The sequence below is a fragment of the Thalassobacillus sp. CUG 92003 genome (assembly GCF_013618635.1).
Taxonomy (GTDB): Bacteria; Bacillota; Bacilli; order Bacillales; family Halobacillaceae; genus CUG-92003.
In genome coordinates, this window is record NZ_JABLSJ010000008.1 from 1 (window position 1) to 19,131 (window position 19,131).

General features: G+C 43.2%; 23 protein-coding genes and 1 other annotated feature. Of the genes, 1 reads left to right on the forward strand and 22 read right to left on the reverse strand.

All coding sequences use genetic code 11. From position 1 onward, the window contains the following. Positions 1–423: 423 nt before the first annotated feature. The 20 genes from HOP45_RS12820 to HOP45_RS12915 all read right to left on the reverse strand — a co-directional run bounded on the left by HOP45_RS12820 (position 424) and on the right by HOP45_RS12915 (position 16,717). Entirely contained in the window at positions 424–960 is a 537-nt protein-coding gene (locus HOP45_RS12820; protein ID WP_181349701.1) for a BofC C-terminal domain-containing protein, read from the reverse strand. Between the two features lie 75 nt (positions 961–1,035). Next, on the reverse strand, positions 1,036–1,788 hold the full coding sequence (locus HOP45_RS12825; protein WP_181349702.1) for a YebC/PmpR family DNA-binding transcriptional regulator: 753 nt from the start codon (positions 1,786–1,788) through the stop codon (positions 1,036–1,038). Between the two features lie 92 nt (positions 1,789–1,880). Beyond that, a complete protein-coding gene (locus tag HOP45_RS12830; RefSeq protein WP_181349703.1) occupies positions 1,881–2,441 on the reverse strand; it encodes a YhcN/YlaJ family sporulation lipoprotein in 561 nt (186 codons plus the stop codon). Positions 2,442–2,510: 69 nt separating this feature from the next. Next, a complete protein-coding gene (gene nadE / locus HOP45_RS12835; RefSeq protein WP_181349704.1) occupies positions 2,511–3,251 on the reverse strand; it encodes an NAD(+) synthase in 741 nt (246 codons plus the stop codon). A 33-nt stretch (positions 3,252–3,284) separates the two neighbouring features. Continuing rightward, positions 3,285–4,250 carry a phosphotransferase gene (locus HOP45_RS12840; protein ID WP_255437642.1) on the reverse strand — a complete coding sequence of 322 codons (966 nt, stop codon included), beginning with the start codon at positions 4,248–4,250 and terminating at the stop codon, positions 3,285–3,287. Further along, the gene (gene safA, locus HOP45_RS12845) at positions 4,234–5,382 is read right to left on the reverse strand and encodes a SafA/ExsA family spore coat assembly protein (RefSeq protein ID WP_181349706.1); all 1,149 of its coding nucleotides are present in this window, start codon (positions 5,380–5,382) and stop codon (positions 4,234–4,236) included. Before safA ends, HOP45_RS12840 begins: the two co-directional genes overlap by 17 nt. Before the next feature lie 199 nt (positions 5,383–5,581). Beyond that, positions 5,582–6,460, reverse strand: coding sequence for a prephenate dehydratase (gene pheA, locus HOP45_RS12850; protein ID WP_181349707.1), 879 nt, complete (start codon positions 6,458–6,460; stop codon positions 5,582–5,584). 20 nt (positions 6,461–6,480) lie between these two features. After that, on the reverse strand, positions 6,481–6,930 hold the full coding sequence (locus HOP45_RS12855; protein WP_181349708.1) for an ACT domain-containing protein: 450 nt from the start codon (positions 6,928–6,930) through the stop codon (positions 6,481–6,483). Between the two features lie 23 nt (positions 6,931–6,953). Beyond that, positions 6,954–8,234, reverse strand: coding sequence for a GTPase ObgE (gene obgE / locus HOP45_RS12860; protein ID WP_181349709.1), 1,281 nt, complete (start codon positions 8,232–8,234; stop codon positions 6,954–6,956). Positions 8,235–8,238: 4 nt separating this feature from the next. Further along, a complete protein-coding gene (locus HOP45_RS12865) occupies positions 8,239–8,775 on the reverse strand; it encodes a Spo0B domain-containing protein (protein ID WP_181349710.1) in 537 nt (178 codons plus the stop codon). Positions 8,776–9,009: 234 nt separating this feature from the next. Beyond that, on the reverse strand, positions 9,010–9,300 hold the full coding sequence (rpmA, locus tag HOP45_RS12870; RefSeq protein WP_181349711.1) for a 50S ribosomal protein L27: 291 nt from the start codon (positions 9,298–9,300) through the stop codon (positions 9,010–9,012). A gap of 16 nt (positions 9,301–9,316) precedes the next feature. Continuing rightward, on the reverse strand, positions 9,317–9,646 hold the full coding sequence (locus HOP45_RS12875; protein ID WP_181349712.1) for a ribosomal-processing cysteine protease Prp: 330 nt from the start codon (positions 9,644–9,646) through the stop codon (positions 9,317–9,319). An 11-nt stretch (positions 9,647–9,657) separates the two neighbouring features. Next, complete coding sequence (rplU, locus tag HOP45_RS12880; protein ID WP_181349713.1) at positions 9,658–9,966, reverse strand: 50S ribosomal protein L21; 309 nt, start codon at positions 9,964–9,966, stop codon at positions 9,658–9,660. Positions 9,967–9,979: 13 nt separating this feature from the next. Further along, positions 9,980–10,053 (reverse strand) — a sequence feature (ribosomal protein L21 leader region). 883 nt (positions 10,054–10,936) lie between these two features. Beyond that, complete coding sequence (locus HOP45_RS12885; protein WP_181349714.1) at positions 10,937–11,794, reverse strand: site-2 protease family protein; 858 nt, start codon at positions 11,792–11,794, stop codon at positions 10,937–10,939. Next, positions 11,781–12,542, reverse strand: a complete 762-nt coding sequence (locus tag HOP45_RS12890) for a M23 family metallopeptidase (protein WP_181349715.1) — start codon at positions 12,540–12,542, stop codon at positions 11,781–11,783. Before HOP45_RS12890 ends, HOP45_RS12885 begins: the two co-directional genes overlap by 14 nt. Positions 12,543–12,727: 185 nt before the next feature. After that, on the reverse strand, positions 12,728–13,525 hold the full coding sequence (minD, locus tag HOP45_RS12895; RefSeq protein WP_181349716.1) for a septum site-determining protein MinD: 798 nt from the start codon (positions 13,523–13,525) through the stop codon (positions 12,728–12,730). Next, on the reverse strand, positions 13,518–14,204 hold the full coding sequence (minC, locus tag HOP45_RS12900; protein ID WP_181349717.1) for a septum site-determining protein MinC: 687 nt from the start codon (positions 14,202–14,204) through the stop codon (positions 13,518–13,520). Before minC ends, minD begins: the two co-directional genes overlap by 8 nt. A 48-nt stretch (positions 14,205–14,252) precedes the next feature. Continuing rightward, on the reverse strand, positions 14,253–14,780 hold the full coding sequence (gene mreD / locus HOP45_RS12905; RefSeq protein ID WP_181349718.1) for a rod shape-determining protein MreD: 528 nt from the start codon (positions 14,778–14,780) through the stop codon (positions 14,253–14,255). Further along, the gene (mreC, locus tag HOP45_RS12910) at positions 14,777–15,661 is read right to left on the reverse strand and encodes a rod shape-determining protein MreC (protein WP_181349719.1); all 885 of its coding nucleotides are present in this window, start codon (positions 15,659–15,661) and stop codon (positions 14,777–14,779) included. Before mreC ends, mreD begins: the two co-directional genes overlap by 4 nt. 15 nt (positions 15,662–15,676) lie before the next feature. Beyond that, positions 15,677–16,717, reverse strand: coding sequence for a rod shape-determining protein (locus HOP45_RS12915; protein WP_181349720.1), 1,041 nt, complete (start codon positions 16,715–16,717; stop codon positions 15,677–15,679). Between the two features lie 498 nt (positions 16,718–17,215). Here HOP45_RS12915 and HOP45_RS12920 point away from each other — a divergent pair, with 498 nt between their 5' ends. Then, positions 17,216–17,644 carry a DUF4181 domain-containing protein gene (locus HOP45_RS12920; protein WP_181349721.1) on the forward strand — a complete coding sequence of 143 codons (429 nt, stop codon included), beginning with the start codon at positions 17,216–17,218 and terminating at the stop codon, positions 17,642–17,644. Between the two features lie 166 nt (positions 17,645–17,810). Here the strand turns inward: HOP45_RS12920 and radC are convergent, their stop codons facing one another. Together radC and HOP45_RS12930 are read right to left on the reverse strand one after the other, a co-directional pair. Next, on the reverse strand, positions 17,811–18,482 hold the full coding sequence (gene radC, locus HOP45_RS12925) for a RadC family protein (protein ID WP_181349960.1): 672 nt from the start codon (positions 18,480–18,482) through the stop codon (positions 17,811–17,813). Positions 18,483–18,537: 55 nt separating this feature from the next. Next, positions 18,538–19,110, reverse strand: a complete 573-nt coding sequence (locus tag HOP45_RS12930; RefSeq protein ID WP_181349722.1) for a Maf family protein — start codon at positions 19,108–19,110, stop codon at positions 18,538–18,540. Between the last annotated feature and the right edge of the window lie 21 nt (positions 19,111–19,131).

Here is a 19,131-nt window from a genome sequence, read left to right on the forward strand (position 1 = left end):
GACGTTCAATCATCCGAATCCCTCACTTTTATGTATTGGGTTCAGTGTACAAGAAAACCGCAAACTTTTCTCGGGATTAGAGAAAAATTCGCGATTTTAGAATAAGAGGGACTTTTTCAGTGGCCTCGGCGAAGGCTGAGGAGGCTTGCCAGTTCCCCCGCAGGAAAGCGAATCCTTCCCCAACGGCCCAAAACCCAAACAAACATCTCGAAACGGAGTCTTCCACAATAGTGGGGCTTTAGTTGAATTAGCCCAATATATAAAAAATGAAGAACTTCCATAAAATTGGCAGTTCTTTTTTGTTAGTCATATCACACTAAACTTTAACAGAGGCTTATTCATAACAACAAAAAAAGGATAGCCAGGCCTTTGTAGACCTGAGTTATCCCGGTGAAATGACTGACTTATTTATTACGTTCTAGATCAATAGGCGCCCGATGAAGCACGATACGTTTTCGTAACCTGCCGGAAATGATGGGCATCTTTTATTTTTATACCTTCTTGCAATTGATTCAGTTTCAATGACTCTAGCTGCTTGACAGGTATAGGTTGAAAAGATTCAATGACGTTTCCTTGAGCGGGTTTTCCATTGAATACAGCTAAATCACCTTCCGAATTCAGACCAAAATATCCATTCTGTTCAGTTAACGGTGATATCTCATTTGCTTGTTTCACAAAAACAATCGTATCCAGAGATTGGTCTGACACGGTCCATCCTTCATATTCAGCCCAAAAGTCAGCCATGGACCAAATGGTTTCAACTTCTTCCTGTCGTTCCGTCACCCCGTCGATATATTCCGTTTTCAAAATGACCGTCAACTGCAACGGGTCCTTTTTTACGCGTGACGGCTCTGCTTTTTCAGTTTCCGGTTGTTCAGCTTCCGAAGCGACTTGCCTACCATCCGTGAATAAAGCTGCCAGGACCAACACAGATAAACATAGTAACACCGCATATTTCATATCTTTTCACCTCATTAAAAAGCTTCTATTTCCATTATGTCCAGAAATAGAAGCAATTATGAAAAAGGTGGAATTTTATGAGAGCTTTTCAAGCACTTCCTCGTCTGCATCGAAGTTATGCCATATATCCTGCACGTCATCGTTATCTTCAAGCATGTCGATCAGTTTAAGCATTTTTTCTGCTTCTTCTTCGCCTAAGTGGGAGTACGTTTGTGGAATCATCGTTAACTCAGCTGTTTGAAAATGGTATCCCTTATCCTTCAGCGATGCTTTAACGTCAGAAAAGGTGTCAGGCTCAGCATAAATTTCGAATACGTCCGATTGTGTTTCCATTTCTTCTGCCCCTGCTTCAATGACTTCAAGCATAAACGTTTCTTCATCCACCTCGTGACTTTCACGATTAACGACCAAATAACCCTTACGATCAAACATGAAAGACACACAGCCATTCTCCCCAAGGTTCCCGCCATTTTTATTGAAGGCGTGCCGGACATCGGCAGCTGTCCTATTTTTATTATCTGTAAGGACTTTGACCATAACGGCAACGCCACCAGGGCCGTACCCCTCATAGACAAAGTCCTCGTAATTCACCCCAGAAAGATCACCGGTCGCTTTTTTGACCGCCCGATCAATATTGTCATTTGGCATATTATTCGCTTTCGCTTTATCAATAGCTAGACGCAAATTGGGGTTCGTTTCAGGGTCGCCTCCCCCTTGTCTTGCTGCCATATAAATCTCACGGGCCAATTTCATGAACAGCTTTCCTCGTTTAGCGTCCTGGGCACCCTTGCGCCGCTTGATATTACTCCATTTTGAATGGCCAGCCATGGTTCAATTCTCCTCTCCACTCTCAGACCTTTTATGATCCACTCTTATCAATATATCATAAGGAACTGAGCGTGTTAAAGCGGTCGCATGACCTATTCCCCTTTGAACTGGTCGAAGAACGCTTTGATTTTTCGTTGAACGTCTTCTGGAGCTTTTGTCGCCTTCAAACGGGCATTCAAGTCTTTCATCTGATCCCAATGACTATTATTCGTGTAAACGACTATTTTTTTATCAGGCACAATTTCTTTGGCTTTGGCTCTGATTTTGTCATCAATATCGTTCTGTCGTCTTTTATAAGGTTCAATCATAACGGCAATCATAACGCGTTCGTCTGTTGAAAAAGCCTGGGTCATCGTAACTTCAGGAATCTCATTGATCGCCTCACTTATTTGCAATGATTCTTCATTGTAAAAATCATTGTCATGGCTTCGATTCGTTTCTTTATATAACGAGTCCCGGATTTCATCTCGTTCAGCTCGTTTCTGGTATCGATTATTTCCATAAGGAATCGTGCCTTCATCTTCCTTTTCACTGGCACGATATTCGATTGGTTGATATAGCTCATTGTCCTTCTCGTTTTCCTGGGCCTCATCGTTTCCACAACCTGATATTAACACCAGCATGCTAAACATGGTAAGCAGGATTTTAACCATAATAAAACCTCCTTTTGCTTTAATGTGAAGCAAATCAGGAGGTTTTAGTCTGTTAAAATCAACCAAAGCTTACAATGGATCTGGACTCGGCGGTAAATTCCGTTTATGTTCGCTGCGACGGTGCATCTCCTCTATAATGGCGCGATCCTTTTCAGGTACTTTTTCGCCTTTTAAATGGCGATCGATCATATCATAGCTGGTTCCCATCTCATTTTCATCTGTCTGACCTTCCCACAAACCTGCACTCGGCTGTTTATTTATGATGGATTCAGGCACATTAAGATAGGTCGCCATTTCTCTTACTTCTCCTTTGGTCAGGTTGAGGAGCGGCACTAAATCCACTCCCCCATCGCCAAATTTAGTAAAGTACCCTGTGTACCACTCTGCTGCATTATCTGTACCTACAACGAGATACTTGAAATTAGCGGCCGTCGCATACAAGGTGCTCATCCGTAACCGAGCTCGAAGATTAGCATCGATGATTTGTTCATCTTCTTCATGATAGCTATCCTTGCCCTCAAGCTCTTCTTTAAATGTGCTGTACATAACATCATGCGTCCGGGTTAAATCAAAAGTAACAGACGCGATGCCGCACGATTCAATCACCTGTTTGGCATCGGTCTGATCCTCAGGGGAACTTTTACATGGCATAATGACACCTAAAGACTGATCGGGACAAGCACGTTTAATTAAATTGGCCACAACAGCTGAGTCGATACCTCCGCTGACACCAACTAACAAGCCTTTCACGCCGGCTTGATCAACTTGATTACGTAGCCAGGACACAATATGTTCAATTTTTTCTTCCATACGTTATGCTCTCCTTTACGCTATAATAAACCATCATAGCATATTTTGAGCATATCGAACAAAATGCTTGCGCTGTTCCCAGGCGACTTCCAACTTCTCCATATGGCGGTTTAACTTTGCACTACTATTTCGTGTTTTTTTATATCCATAGAGCCATTCTCTCAATAAATCTGTAGGAACCATCACACCATCCAGCCAGGGCTGCCAGTCTTCAATATGTTTGAAGTGTTTAAACAATGAAGCACGATCATGGGCCATATACGGTAAAAAACGATGTGCTAGTTGAATATGGTCATAAAGATGCGGGCCATTCTGTAATAAATCGAAATCAATCAATGTGACTTCTTCATTAGATGGATGCAGTAAAAAGTTATGGTGCGCAACATCCCCGTGAAGCCATGTTTTGTCATGCCAGGCAGCATCTTCTTTTCGCGCCCAATCATGCTGTTGAAATTGTTCCAATCGTGCTTCGGCTATCGAGGAAATTTCATCAAATAACGGGCGTTTATGATGGTCAGTAAATACGTCTTTTTGACTGTTGAACTGATCGAGTCGATGCCGCCATTTTAAATACAGTGGATCTTTCGGTAGTGCGATAAAGTCGATCCCCTTACTCGTTTGATGAAATTTCTTTAAAAGCTTAACCGCAGATTGCCTTTCATCATTAATTCTGAAATTCAAATGCCTGCCGTCCACCCATTCAAATAAGCCCCAATGATAATCCAACCCGGATAAAATGTAGGTTTGAGCTTTGAACGGTTTTGGTTTTGCCGCTAATAAATACGGCTGACGGTACAATTTGAAAAAACGGACCTGCTGGTCTAGAATCGAGCGTCTTCGGTAACCTTTCAGCAAAAGGGGACGCCCATTTATGGTGACTTGATAAATATTATCTTTGATCGGTTGTATCTGTTCGACAGGCAAATCATGCTCACGTCTTAACCAATCGAAAAGGCGATCCCGAAAAGAATCGCCCTTTACCTCACTCGTCGTCTTCAAAATCATCGCCTCGTTGGTCTTGGAACATAGGGCCTGGATACGTATTCTGAGGTTGAGCATTAGGGTTATGATGCCCTTGTTTCGTCATCCCTTGATTACCTTGTTGTGGCATCATCGGCATGCCCTGGTTTCCTTGTTGTTGCGGCATCATTGGCATACCCTGGTTTCCTTGCTGTGGCATCATTGGCATGCCTTGGTTTCCTTGTTGCGGCATCATCATTGGCATGCCCTTATTCCCTTGTTGCGGCATGTGCATGGGATGCTGAGGATGTCCCCCTTGCATTGGCATCATCATACCTGGGTGGTGCATCATTGGATGATGAGCGTATGGGGAGACCTGATGCATCGGTTGAGGCTGCGGACCGCACCCACAATCATGTTGCTGCGGCTGCCACGCCTGCTCCATCATTTGGTTTTCTGACTCGTCATCATCAAAATCTTCCGCACCTTCTACCATAGGCATTTGTCCTTGCATAGGCATCTGTCCATGATGCGGATAGCCTGGTTGTGGATAACAGCATATTTCTCCATATATCCATGGGTTAGGAGGCATAGGAGGTCCACAGTAAACTGGCATCGGTGGGTGATGATAAGGCATCATCGGCATAGGCATAGATTGCTGAGGCGCAACATGCTCGCCTTTCATTTCATGTCCTTCTTTATCTGCTTTTTCCGCTTTCTTTTCTTTAGGGGCCTCAGGAGGCTGATACGTCATCTGCGGTAAATTCAGGGTCGTGTAATAGTTCTGCCATTGGTTCTCCATTGTTGGCATTTGGACCGGCATGTTCATATGGAAAGGCATCATCGGTTTTTCTGCAGGTTTTTCCTTAGGCATTTCCTTAGGCTGTTCTTTGGGTTTTTTCGGTTTCTCATCTTCCTTGACGACAGGTATTGGTTTAGGAGACGTATCTTTATAAGGTTTTTGAGATGGATGTTTCGGCATTTCCTTTGCTTTAGGGGCCTCCTTTTTGACTTGTTTTTTCTGTTGAGGCACCTTAATTTTCATACCCGGCATAATCATATCAGGATTGGATAAATGCGAATTGACTTTCTTCAACTCTTCAAAATTCACACCATACTTCTGGGAAATTTTCCAGAGCGTATCACCTTTTTGAACAATATGAATTCTCAATGTGTCGTAACTCCCTTCTACACGTATCTGGAATTTAAACAGATAAGCTTCTCCACCTTCATAACAATTTATGCGTAAGATTGGAAAAGTTGATGAATCTGCCTATATTTTTCTATTGTGCTATGGGCGTTAGACTGATTTTTCATAAAAATAACCACAGAACATCACGTTCTGCGGCAAAAATAAAAACAAGCTGGGATTAGATATTTTTTGCTGTAAAGGGTATTTCAATTTCGTAACTTGGATAACTTCCCAGGACCGTAACGTTACATCCTAATGCAGCTAACTCCTGTTGCACGCCAGGAAATAATACTTGATCATACGGTTGATCAACATCAATCAAAAAGAAATAATTCCCCAAACCAGTTTTCATCGGACGGGACTCGATTTTGGATAAGTTCATTCTCCGCCATGCGAATGCGGCAAGCACTTGATGGAGCGCACCAGCAAAATCTTTTGGCAACGTCACCATCACAGTGGTTTTATGCTTGATAACAGGATGGTCTTTTACTTTCAACGTTTTCGCTTCTTTTTGAACGACAGCGAATCGCGTATGGTTATTGTCGTAATCATGGATGTTCTCATCTAAGATACACAATCCGTATTCTTCAGCAGCTAAATAATTGCCTATGGCCGCTACCGTTTTACCGGAAGAAGCGACGAGTTCAGCCGCACGACCTGTTGAAGGCGTATATTCAATATCTGCCTCCGGGTAATGCTTATGCAAATATTGATGGCACTGGGCAATGGCATGACTATGAGAATAAAGCCGTGTAATCGGCTCACCATTATAATCCGGATGAACTAATAAATGCTGCTTTATAGGCACTGTCAATTCTGCAATGACGGAAAGATTAACGTGATGGATGAGATAATCAATGGTCAAATGAACAGACCCTTCAATCGCATTTTCCAAAGGGACTACACCCGTATCAATTTGTTGATGCTCAACGGAGTCCAGACAAGCTGGAATGCTTTCAAAGCTATGAAAATCCCCACTTTCAAAGAAAGCGTCCACCGCCATTTTGGTAAACGTCCCTTTCGGCCCGAGATAGCCAATTCTTTGTTGTTGTGACATACATTTCTCTCCCATCGTAATTATGCTCCTGAGCTTAATATTTCTACTCGATCAACGAAGTCAAGTTTATGAAGTCTTTGGAGTAACGTTTCAATCGTCGTATTTAACCCAGTGGTATTCAAAGATAGCGTGACATTAGCTTTCCCCTGGAGAGGGATGGTCTGGTGGATTGTCAGAATGTTACACCCTGCTTCAGCGACAGTGGAAAGAAGTTTAGACAAAGTACCCGCCCGATCCTCTAAATGAAAGAACAAGGTGATCATCTGCTCCTTTACCATAGCTTGAAATGGAAAGACTGCATCTCGGTACTTGTAAAAAGCGCTACGGGATAACCCGACTTGATGAACAGCATCAAAAATGGACTCCACTTTGCCTCTTTCAAGCAAGGCTTTAGCCTCCATCGTTTTTTTCATCGCTTCAGGCAATATATCCCTTCGCACCAAATAAAATTGTTCGTTATAATCCGCCATTTCCGTCCCTCCATCATGCACACTTATTCTATAAATTCAAACTCAAATTCAAGGAGGCGTACGATATCCCCATCTTTGGCTCCGCGTTTCCGCAACGCATCGTCAATCCCCATTTTCCGCATCTGCCTAGAGAAGCGCTGAATTGATTCATCATGGGTTAGATCGGTCATTTTAAAGAGTTTTTCGATCTTTTCTCCATAAACCACATAAGCACCATCATCGGCACGTGTGATATGGAAGGGTGCTGCTTCCTTTTCATACTTATATAAAACGCGTTCATCTACTTCTTCAACTGGCGTATGGTCTTTCGGGATGCGATCGAGTAAATCGGCTACAGCATATAGCAATTCATCCAGCCCATCGCGCGTAATAGTAGAAATCGGATACACAGCTGCACGATCACCTAATTTAGCCTTGAACCTTTCCATGTTTTCTTGGGCTTCCGGCATGTCCATTTTATTGGCTGCAATGATTTGTGGCCGATCGAGAATCCGTTGATCATAGGCCTGTAATTCCTCATTAATTGTGACATAATCGTCGTAAGGATCTCTCCCTTCCAATGACGCCATATCAATGACATGAACAATTGCACGTGTTCGTTCCACGTGCCTTAAAAACTGGTGTCCTAAGCCCACTCCTTCATGCGCCCCCTCAATCAACCCGGGGAGATCAGCCATGACAAAGCTGCGATTGTCTGGCGTTTCCACTACGCCAAGGTTCGGGTTTAACGTCGTAAAATGGTAATCGGCAATTTTAGGCTTAGCTGCTGTTATGACAGAAAGGAGTGTTGACTTCCCCACACTTGGAAAACCTACCAGTCCTACATCAGCCAACAATTTAAGCTCAATTTGGATATCCAGCTCCTGACCGGGTTCCCCGTTTTCAGCAATTTCGGGAGCTGGATTTCTAGCGGATGCGAACCGGGCGTTTCCACGACCACCACGTCCGCCTTTTACAATAACAGCACGCTGTTTATGTTCAGTCAAATCCGCAATCACTTCATCCGTATTGGCATCCTTAACCGTGGTCCCAGGCGGGACAGGGATGACAAACGGTTCAGAATTTTTACCATGCTGCTTCTGGTTCATACCGTTTTCGCCACGTTTAGCTTTAAAATGACGCTGATACCGAAAGTCCATCAGGGTGTTGAGTCCTTCGTCGACTTCAAAAACCACATCTCCGCCATTGCCGCCGTCTCCGCCGGCTGGCCCGCCTTTTGGAACATATTTCTCTCTGCGATAAGCAACGAGACCATTTCCTCCATCTCCTGCTTTCACATAAACTTTGACCTGATCGACAAACATGCGATCACCTCATTTTCGCTTTTATAATAACACTTTGCTTTGTATTTTCCATTTGCACGTCAGTGATGAAGGTTTCTTGTAACAAGTCACGTTTCAAAGCTGCCTCATCTTTGTAAGAGCCGGTAATGCGCCATTCAAGCAACGGCGGCGTTTCTTCCTTTGCCCCTCCAGATATGTAAATGTCACCTTCGTATAACACGTCAGGATCACTGTGATCCAATAAAACAGATAGAACGCGTTTCGACCGTGCTAATAATGATAAATCATATCGTTCTCCGGAAAAACCGTCCTTATCAACCGTATAGGATAGCCGATAATTGTCATGATACCAATTAAAGGATAATAGCCAAAGGGTAAAATGCGGGGCGTTCGCATTCAATAATTTTCGCTCCTGTTCAGCCTCTGCAATCAGACTTTTCACTTTATCGACCACTTCATCCTGCTTCCCCATAGCAGCATATCCTTGCACCAACTGCAAATGGTTCATCCAATCATGACGCTTGTGTCTTAATAAATGAATGATATCTTCACTTTGTCCCATCATGGCACTCTCCCTTGGCATTATAATAAAGAAAGTATAGCAGAAAAAGACTAGGAACTAAAATACCCGCTTTGGTCACCTGCAGCAGCCCTATGGTTCTAAAACGCATAATAAAAAGATGCCTATCTAATTGCAAGGGGGTAAGAGGGAGCACATTTTCCTCAAAATGAAAAAGCCACGCTATAGCGGGTAAGCATAGCGTGGCTTTTATGTCGTTAAATTATTACCCTTACATTACGCTTCTTGTGCTGCAGGATAAACACTGACTTTTTTACGGTGACGACCGTAGCGTTCGAATTTCACAACGCCATCCACCTTCGCGAACAACGTGTCATCGCCGCCTCGGCCAACGTTTGCTCCAGGATACATTTTCGTACCGCGTTGACGGTAAAGGATGGATCCTCCAGTGACAGTTTGTCCGTCTGCGCGTTTAGCACCAAGTCGTTTTGATTCAGAGTCACGACCGTTCTTTGTACTACCTACACCCTTTTTCTGGGCGAAAAATTGCAAATCCAGACGTAGCATGGTTTTGCACCTCCTTCTAGTTTTCAGAGATGGATATATGATCTTGATACTCTTGAGCTATCGATTCCAGTGAGACACGCATGCCCTCAAGAAGCAGTTCAGCTTTTGACGCTGTCTGCTCATCCATGAAGCGCGGGAGGTGTACGGCCAAATACCCGCCTTCACCGCCTTGTTGAATGTCAGGCTCGAGCTCACACAAACGTATGATGGAATTGACTGCACCGAATGACACGGCTGAGACAGCCGCACACACTAAATCATAACCGTAGGGCCCACTTTCAGCGTGGCCGGCGATTTCAAATCCGGTCAAATGTCCATCCGTTTGGAATAGTGTCACCTTAATCATAACACACCTGCTTAAGCTTTAATGTTTTCTACAGTAAGCTTTGTGTATGGCTGTCGATGACCTTGTTTACGTTTATAATTCTTTCTTCGCTTATACTTGAACACGGTGATTTTCTTTTGACGCCCTTGTTTAACCACCTGAGCCGTCACAGACGCACCGTCTACGTAAGGAGCGCCAACTTTAGTCTCGTCTCCTCCAACGAAAAGAACTTTATCAAAAGTGACAGAATCACCAGCTTCTCCGTTGACTTTCTCAACATAAATCTCCTGGCCTTCTTCAACTTTGATCTGCTTGCCACCAGCTTCAATAATTGCGTACATAACTGCACCTCCTCTTTTAACTAAGACTCGCCATCTTCAGGTACCAATGCTGGTTTGAAAACCTGTTCTGAGCGGTTGTAGCATTGCGGTGCTACGAGAATAACATAACGATATTACCACGAATCAAAACAAGTTGTCAACACACGCAGTGCGACTTCAAGAGGCTTCGAACTTGAATGCAACCTTGGAGTTGAATGCAAAATTTAATCTCATTGCAAACACTCCTAGAATATTTTACTAGAGAATTTTTCTTGAAGCAATGAAATAATTATTATAAATTTGTATCCGGCTAGCTAGGCTTACATAAAGGCTCTGTTAAAGTTTAGTGTTGATATGACTAACAAAAAAGAACGTCCAATATTATGGAAGTTCTTCATTTTTTATATATTGGGCTACTCCAACTAAAGCCACCTATTGTGGAAGACTCCGTTTCGAGACTTTTAGGTTTGCGGATGGTGGCTGGGAAAACGGATCGCTTTCCGTGGGCATGGGGTGAGCTTCCTCAGGCTTCGCCTTCCGGGATCTCACCGCTCATGTTATTCCCACAGGAGTCTCACCGTTTTCCCAGCCACCATGCAATAGGAATGTGCTCGAAACGATCTTCCGTAGCAGGAAGCTTGCACTGAAAAAGCTTTCGTACGCGTGATTATATGCGCTGTCGGTTCCCTATAAGCAGATTCGTAACCAAGTGATTTCGAGAAGCCTATATGGTAAGGGCCGTTGGGGAAGGGTGAGACTCCCGCGGGAGAAGGAGCGAGGCAAGACCCCGCAAGGCTTGCCTGAGGAGGCTTGCCAGTTCCCCCGCAGGAAAGCGAATCCTTCCCCAACGGCCCTTCACTCCCACAAACATCTCGAAATAGAGTCTTACGCAATACTGCTCTTTCGCGAAAGACTCCGTTTTGAGATAAATATCCACTTCAAATATCAACAACAAACTTTAACAGAGCCTACATAAAAGAGATCACACAAGCTAATCCTGGATCGCGACTATTTGTTTCATCGGAGCAGAAGGCTGCTTAGCATCAAAATAGGCATCCAAGCATACACTTTCATGCGTCATACGGTAACCATATGATGGAGATAATACATAGTAATGATTGCGATTACACCGTATCCGTTTTAATACTTGCCAAACCGTTTCATCTTCATCGACTTTTACAAGTTTTGTTTGAAGATGCTCCCAACCACGTTCCTTCCGATATAATAAGTACCTGATAAACGTGTAGGTTCTCCGTTTCCACTCAAGTCGGTTTTCTATTAATAAAAATAAAGCAAGCATCATGCCATGAAGGGTCCAAACCGACTGCATCACTAACAGGACTGCCACCATTAATATAAACGTTCCTGACAGCCAGATCACCAGCGTTTGACTGTTTCGATATGTAAAGAACTGGGTTAAAACATAAAAAGCCAATTTTCCTCCATCCAAGGGCCAAATCGGCAAAAGGTTAAAGCACAATATCAGCCAGTTATAATGGATAGCTAGTTCTATAACCGCTGTTGGACTGGTAAACGATGAAAGCATGTAAAGAGCAGCCAACATCCATACATGTTGAACCGGTCCGGCCAATGTTACGAGAACTTGCTCCTTAAATGGGCGCGACCCGTGCTCTTCGCAGTCCATTGCTCCCCCGAACAACCAGAATACGATACGCTGTATGCGCCAGTTATAATGCTGAGCGACCATATAGTGGCCAAGCTCATGAATTGCGACAACAGCAAATAAAACAAGGAGCTCTAGAAAAGCCCCAGTTAATAGTGCCACCAGTGCAAATAGTATGACCACCGGATGGATATGCACAAGTGAAGTCTTATTAGTTTTGGTCATCGACTTCCATTACCTCAATGGGATCGAGGTACTCCTTGTCCTTTTCTATAGCAAAAAACAACTGACTTGCCTCATCACCTTGTTCGGCTAGCTTACCGATGGCCGTGTTCGCTTTAATATTTTCATATAGATGGACATTGATTGAAGATAAATGACCATAAATGCTATTACTTCCATCTGCATGCTGAATGATGATTTTTTTATCCAATTTTTCATCATGACCAGCAAAAATCACGGTCCCGGACTCCACTGCCATCACGTCTTCATTTGAGTCAGCTGTCATCAGAATACCTTCCCCGTGATGTTGAAATGATTCCGTTACGTCGCCATTGACGGGCATCGCTGCTGCAGAAGATGAACCCGTTTCACCATTTCCGTCTACTAGCTCCAAAGGAGAGCCGAAACGCCCTTCATACCATGCTGTGACCTTAGCAAATGGAAACTCTTCTTCTAGTTGCTGAGAAAGCCATACTTTTGGTCCCGCGACGAGTTCATGTTCAACCCGATAAGTCACCGCCACTGACACAAACAAGAAAGCAGCTAAAATAAAACGAAGCAAAAATTTTTTCACCATCGGCGACTGGTCAAACTTTACCGGCGCAGCCACACTTGAATCAAATGGCGGGTAACCATATCTCTCTTCATCCTGCACGTGGTAAGGCAAAACTTTTGAGCGTGGGCTGGAGCTGGCCTTATCGCGTTTCCGCTGGGAAATGTTTTTACGTATCTTTTCAATTTCTCTCGTCATTGTCACCCAACCTTCTTCCATTCGTTTGTACAAGTCTATGGAACAAAATAAAAGAATATGAGTCGCGAGAGCGAAAAACAAAATAAGCCTGTCCTGTTAATACGGCAGGCGTCCACGTTGAAAAGTGAACCACTTGGCGTATTAACAGGACAGGCTCTAATAGATGGAGCATCCTTCGCCTTACTTCATGCCCTCAATCCAAAAAACTGTTTAACTTTTGCAAGCATGCTTTTTTCATCTTCAATATTGAGTAAAGGCACGGACTCTCCAAGAATTCTTCTGGCAATGTTCCGGTAGGCTAAAGCCGCTTTAGTATCCGGTTTCAAAGCCACAGGTTCACCATGGTTAGAAGCCTTGATAACGGCCTCGTCATCGATAACGATGCCGAGCAGGTCAATAGATAATATGGAGACTATTTCGTCTACATCGAGCATATCACCATTTTGCATCATATGATTCCTGATGCGATTGATCACGAGCTTTGGTGCCTCAATATTTTCTTGCTCAAGCAAACCAATGATCCGATCCGCATCACGCACGCTGGATTTTTCTGGAGTTGTCACCACAATGGCTTGATCTGCACCGAATACAGCGTTTTTGAACCCTTGTTCGATACCAGCCGGGCAATCGATAATGATATAATCAAAATCCTGCTTCAATTCATCAACGATCCGTTCCATTCCATCCGTTGTTAAATCTGATTTATCACTTGTCTGGGCTGCAGGAAGTAAATGCAGGCAATCGAATCGCTTATCCTTGATTAAAGCTTGCTGCGTTTTACAACGCTCTTGAATGACATCGATTATGTCATAGATGATCCGGTTTTCCAGCCCCATGATGACATCCAGATTACGAAGTCCGATATCCGTGTCAATTAAACAAACCTTTTTATCCTGAAGTGCCAGGGCTGTACCTAAATTAGCTGATGTTGTCGTCTTGCCGACCCCTCCTTTACCGGAGGTTATCACAATCGCCTCACCCATTTAGCATTCTCCTTTCAAAACTGGTCATCTCCGGGCGCTTCCGTATGACGTCCTGCAGTCGATCGATACGAATTTTGTTGTCCGTTTCATCGACATAACCGCACTCCATATAAACACCATTTACTTCGTGATCAGGAGCACGACTGATCGACTCTGCAATTCTCAATTGGCTGGGCTGCATGTAAGAGGCCGCAATGACTGCATAAGGATCGCCCTCTGCGCCTGCGTGCGCCACCCCTTTTAAGCTGCCCATGATAAAAATATTGCCCGATGCGATAACTTTGCCCCCGGGGTTGACGTCCCCTAATAAAAGCAGATCCCCCTTGACTTCATAAACTTGTCCGGAGCGAACAACCTTCGTTACAGGACGTATTTCTGCTTCTTCTTTCCATTGCATCGCTTCTTCTTTGCTCATCACATTAGACTCGATATGTTCAACGTCCAACTTCTGTTTCTCCCGAATGATGGTGCGAAGATGCGTTTGCTGTTCTTCTGTCAAATACCGGTTACCAAGCTTTATGGTTACGCCAATCATGGGCTGGTCGTCTGTAATACCATTCATAGAAATTTTATCCTGCAGATCACGCAGAATATCATCAAACGAGCATTGGTCATTAATATATAATGTCAAGCCGTCCCTTGTTCCTTTAATTGTTATCTTTTGAAGGTTTGTCGTCACGCATGTTCACCTCTAACCGACCCATTATGGGAAATCTATAAAAACCATTTAAGGTTGTCCAATTTGTTCAGACCACATCTCCATTCTCTCTTTAACAAATGGATAAAGGACAATGAAGAAAATAATGTTAGCAATAGTTGTAGGGAGCAATCGAATCAATACATATTCCTGCAGCTGCACATCCACTATTTGAACGGTATAATACATCATGTATAAACAGAAATCAGCCAGGATTAAAGCTAATGCACCCAATAAAACGGCTACGATAAAATTGGCATGCAGCATTTTTTTCAGTCCATGGATAATGTAGATGACAATTCCATATGTAAACATATACACGCCGAGGATATCGGTATAAATCATATCAATTAAGAAACCGAAGATAACACCATAAAGAACAGAGTAATAGGTATCATCCCTGTCATAAAACATACTGATCAATACAATCAGCACCAGGGCCCAATGAGGTGTAAATAACAAATCAGAGTAAATTAAAGCCGGCGGAAGTAAATTCATGGCCATGCCTTGCATTACCACCAGGATTAAGATTAACAACGGCAGTAAAACGCGGCTCATGATCCTTCTTCCTCCGATTCTCCATTCTCACTTTCGACGGTTTCCATGCTGCGGTTAACCACAATGACATGATTAATATTATAAAGATTGGCAGAAGGCTTTACGTAAGCGATCTGGGTCAAGCCATACTCATCATTTTCAACTTCATCTATGACGCCTATTTCCAATTCTTCCGGAAACACACCGCCAAGACCTGAAGAGATAACGGTTTCTCCCTTTTTCACTTCATCTTCAAACGGAATTTCTTTTAGAAGTAACCGTTCAGATTCTTCATCAAATCCTTCAATCAAGCCGAAGCCGTTTTCTGTATCTTCACCTTCTTTGACCACCCAGGAAGATATCCTGTTCGAGCGATCGAATCCACTCAACAATTTCACCGTAGAGTGAAACTCTGATACGGACTGAATTTTTCCAACCATACCCTCTCCGGTTATGACAGCCATATTCTGCTCAATACCGTCTGATTCCCCCTGGTTAATGGTCATCTGCTGGAACCATCTTTCTGAACTCCTGGCAATCACCGTAGCATGGATCGGCTCGTAATCACTCCGTGTTTCAGCTTTATCAATCACCGAACGCAGCTCCTGATTACGTTCTTTCAAACGTTGGTTTTCTGCCAAGAGATTGCGATTTTCCGTCAATCGTGATTTCAATACTTGATTTTGCTCATGCACATCATAAAGTTCCTGAAAATGATCAACGGCTCCGTTCACAAACCTGACAGGTTTGCCAAAGATATTCTGAGTCCAGCCGACTGTGTCATGCAGAAATTTCTCCGGCATCGTTTTCTCGCCACGATCTCCTAACGAAAGTCCGACTAGGGCAACAAGTATGATGAGACTGATTAGAATCATGATTAATCTTTTTTTTCGAAATATCATTGCTGCTAAACCTGCCTATTCCATTTTTTGACGATTAGCTACATTGGGCTGGGCACGAAAATGGTGAATGTACTCTAATGACTTCCCAGTACCGATAGCCACACAATCAAGCGGGTCATCGGCTATGAAAACAGGCATATTGGTCTCATTGCTGATCACTTGATCCAAATGCTTTAATAAAGCTCCTCCGCCTGCAAGAACGATGCCTCTCTCCATTATATCTGCAGCTAACTCGGGAGGGGTTTTTTCCAACGTTGTTTTGACTGTTTCAACGATTGAATCGACTGTGTCTTTCAGAGCCCCTCTTATTTCATCTGATTGAATCGTAATGGTTTTAGGAAGTCCCGTCAAAAGATCACGTCCGCGGATATCCATTTCATCATAGATATCAAGTTCTCCAGCTGCACCAATTTCAATCTTGATTTCTTCAGCCGTCCGTTCCCCTATCATCAAGTTATATGTTTTTCGGACATGCTGGGTGATCGCCTCGTCCATCTCATCACCAGCGACTCTGATCGACTGGCTCGTCACGATGCCACCAAGTGATATGATGGCTACCTCTGTCGTACCACCGCCAATATCCACAATCATACTGCCGGTAGGTTCCCAAACAGGCAGTCCAGCCCCGATGGCGGCTGCAAATGGCTCAGCAATCGGATAAGCTTCTTTCGCACCTGCTTGTTTTGTCGCATCAATGACCGCACGTTCTTCCACCATTGTAATGCCCGAAGGAACACAAATCATTACATTCGGCTTGCTTGCAAACGAGGAACGCGTTTTGAGCGCTTTTTTGATGTAGTACTTCATCATTTCTGCCGTCGTATCATAATCAGCGATAACGCCATCCTTCATAGGACGGATTACAGATATATAGTAAGGGGTTCTACCGATCATATTCCGGGCGTTGCTGCCCACCGCCTCAATTTCATTTGATTTTGTATTTCGTGCCACAACAGTCGGCTCTCGCAGCACGACCCCTTTATTTTTAATAAACACCAACGTATTTGCTGTACCAAGGTCAATTCCTAGATCTTGTGAAAAACCAAATAATCCCACATGTATCTTCCTTTCTATCTCTCTCTGATAGTCGCATAATCTATGTTTGAATTATTTCATGAGCGAACATGATAAGAAGCGCCTTTTATAAGTGAATTTCTTATAAGAGACGCTCTTCATTATTCATCTATTCAATTATATAAAAAATTAATTCAAATAGATAGTGTTACAGGAATCATATGAGGAGATTTTTTGTATGTCATCCTTAATTTGACTTTAAATCAGAAAGCGATCCTACCCTTCTATCACCAACAGAACATTGATGTGATTTTTAAATTAATATATGAAAAACCTGCCCTGAGCTTTAAAAGGATCTATTTGGCAATTAAATCATGTATGAAAACTTAAGCTTTTGCATTCATGATCAAGGTTACCTCTGAAACTGAAATTGGTTTGGGTATCGTAGATGTAATAAGATAATATTCAACGTACTCGCTTTTTCTACATAAGTGTCAGGAACTAATAGAAATTAACTTTATAAACAGAGGGGGTTAAGTCATGTTTGGTGTAGAAGCTGTTTTTTGGCTGCGATTAGTATTAGTGTTAGCTATTGTTTTCTTTTTGTGGATTTCGTTCAATACACTAATGAGAAAATGGTTGAAGGTAGAGAGAAAGAAACTTTTGTCTTTTGACCACGTTAACGAGAAACATCAAAAGATAGATTCTATCATTAGAATAACGACATTCGCCATTCTTTTGTTAGGTTATGGTATAAACAGCGCACGACCCCACACAAATGTTTATGGGTTCTTACAACCGTGGTCTATACTCATGTGCTTTGTTGTAGTTTCTGAATTAAGCAGAGCTGTTATGAAACGCAAGTATGCACAAAACCCTAATGCTTATAAAGTAACCATAGGTGATACACTTATTATCATTCTTTTGTATTTCACATTATTAACGACTGATTTTTGGGGGCTCGTTTAGCTTGATCATCTAAGACCAAAGCGCTTGGATAATAAAATCTTTGCGCTTTGGTTGATAGTTGGTACCTGATAAACATAATGCTTGTTCGAGTGTGAAAATAAAGTGAATTAAAGTAATTGAGACATAACTTGTTTCATCAATAGTCAGGTGTAGAGTTGAAAGTCAGTTACAAATACCCCTTCTCTTTCAAAGAGACAAATTTCCTGTCACCAATGACAATATGATCAAGCATTTCTATACCCAACATTTTGCCACACTCAGTTAACCTGCGCGTTACATGGATATCTTCTTGTGATGGGGTTGGGTCGCCGGAAGGATGATTGTGGGCACAAATGATGGAGGCTGCGGACCGTTTGACCGCTTCTTTATATATTTCTCTGGGGTGGACTATTGAGGCATTTAAACTTCCGATGAAGATCGTCTGTCGATGGAGCACCTGATTTTTTGTATTCAGAAACAAACATATGAAATGTTCCTGCTGAAGGTCGCGCATTTCTTCCATCACGAAATCAGCACCTTCTTCAGGGCTCCTAATCACGTAACGATCTCCGGGCTTAAGCTGGTGGACCCGTTTTCCCAACTCGATAGCCGCCATAATTAAAATCGCTTTCGCTTCCCCGATGCCCCTGATCGCTTTCAATTCCTCTACGGTGGCATCTTTCAACAACGATAAACCTTCAAAATGGATGAGAAGCCGCTGTGCCAACGTTGTAACTGATTCGTTCCGCGTTCCGCTTCCTAACAAAATCGAAACCAATTCTGAATTGGAAAGAAGCGAAGCTCCGACCTCCATTAAGCGCTCGCGCGGCCGATCCTGCTTCGGCACATCTTTGATCATAACTTGACTATCAGACACATTCACGCTCCCTTTCCTATAGCCTGCCTCAGGTCAATCATTCGAACTCGGGATGAATGCCGAACGCTCTCAGTTCAAGGACGACCCGTGACAGAGGTAAACCGACTACATTATAATAATCCCCCCTTATCCCTTCCACGAGTAAAGCTCCGAGCGATTGGATGCCATAACCGCCAGCTTTATCCTGATAATCCCCGCGCTCAATATACCGATGAATATCGGTTTTGGAAAACGAATGGAAATCCACTTCTGTCGTGACCATAAGCTGATGCTTCTCCCAGTTGTCCCGAATCGTGACAGCAGTCATGACCGTATGAGTCTGTCCATTCAGTTTTTCTATCATGGCAAAGGCATCATGTCTATCTTTCGGTTTTCCGAGTGCATGCCCCTCATAAACAACCAGTGTATCTGCTGTTAGTAAAACTTCATGTTCGTTAAGAGGAATCGCATCTGATTTTTCGTCAGCCAAGCGACAAACAGTTTGCTGCGGTTGTTCATCAGGATTCACGTATTCATCAATTGCTGCTGTTCGTGTGGTGAACGCGAATCCTGCCATGTTTAATAAGTCGTATCTCCGTGGTGAGCCTGATCCAAGAACCAAGGTGCCCATCATATCATCTCGCTTTCTTCA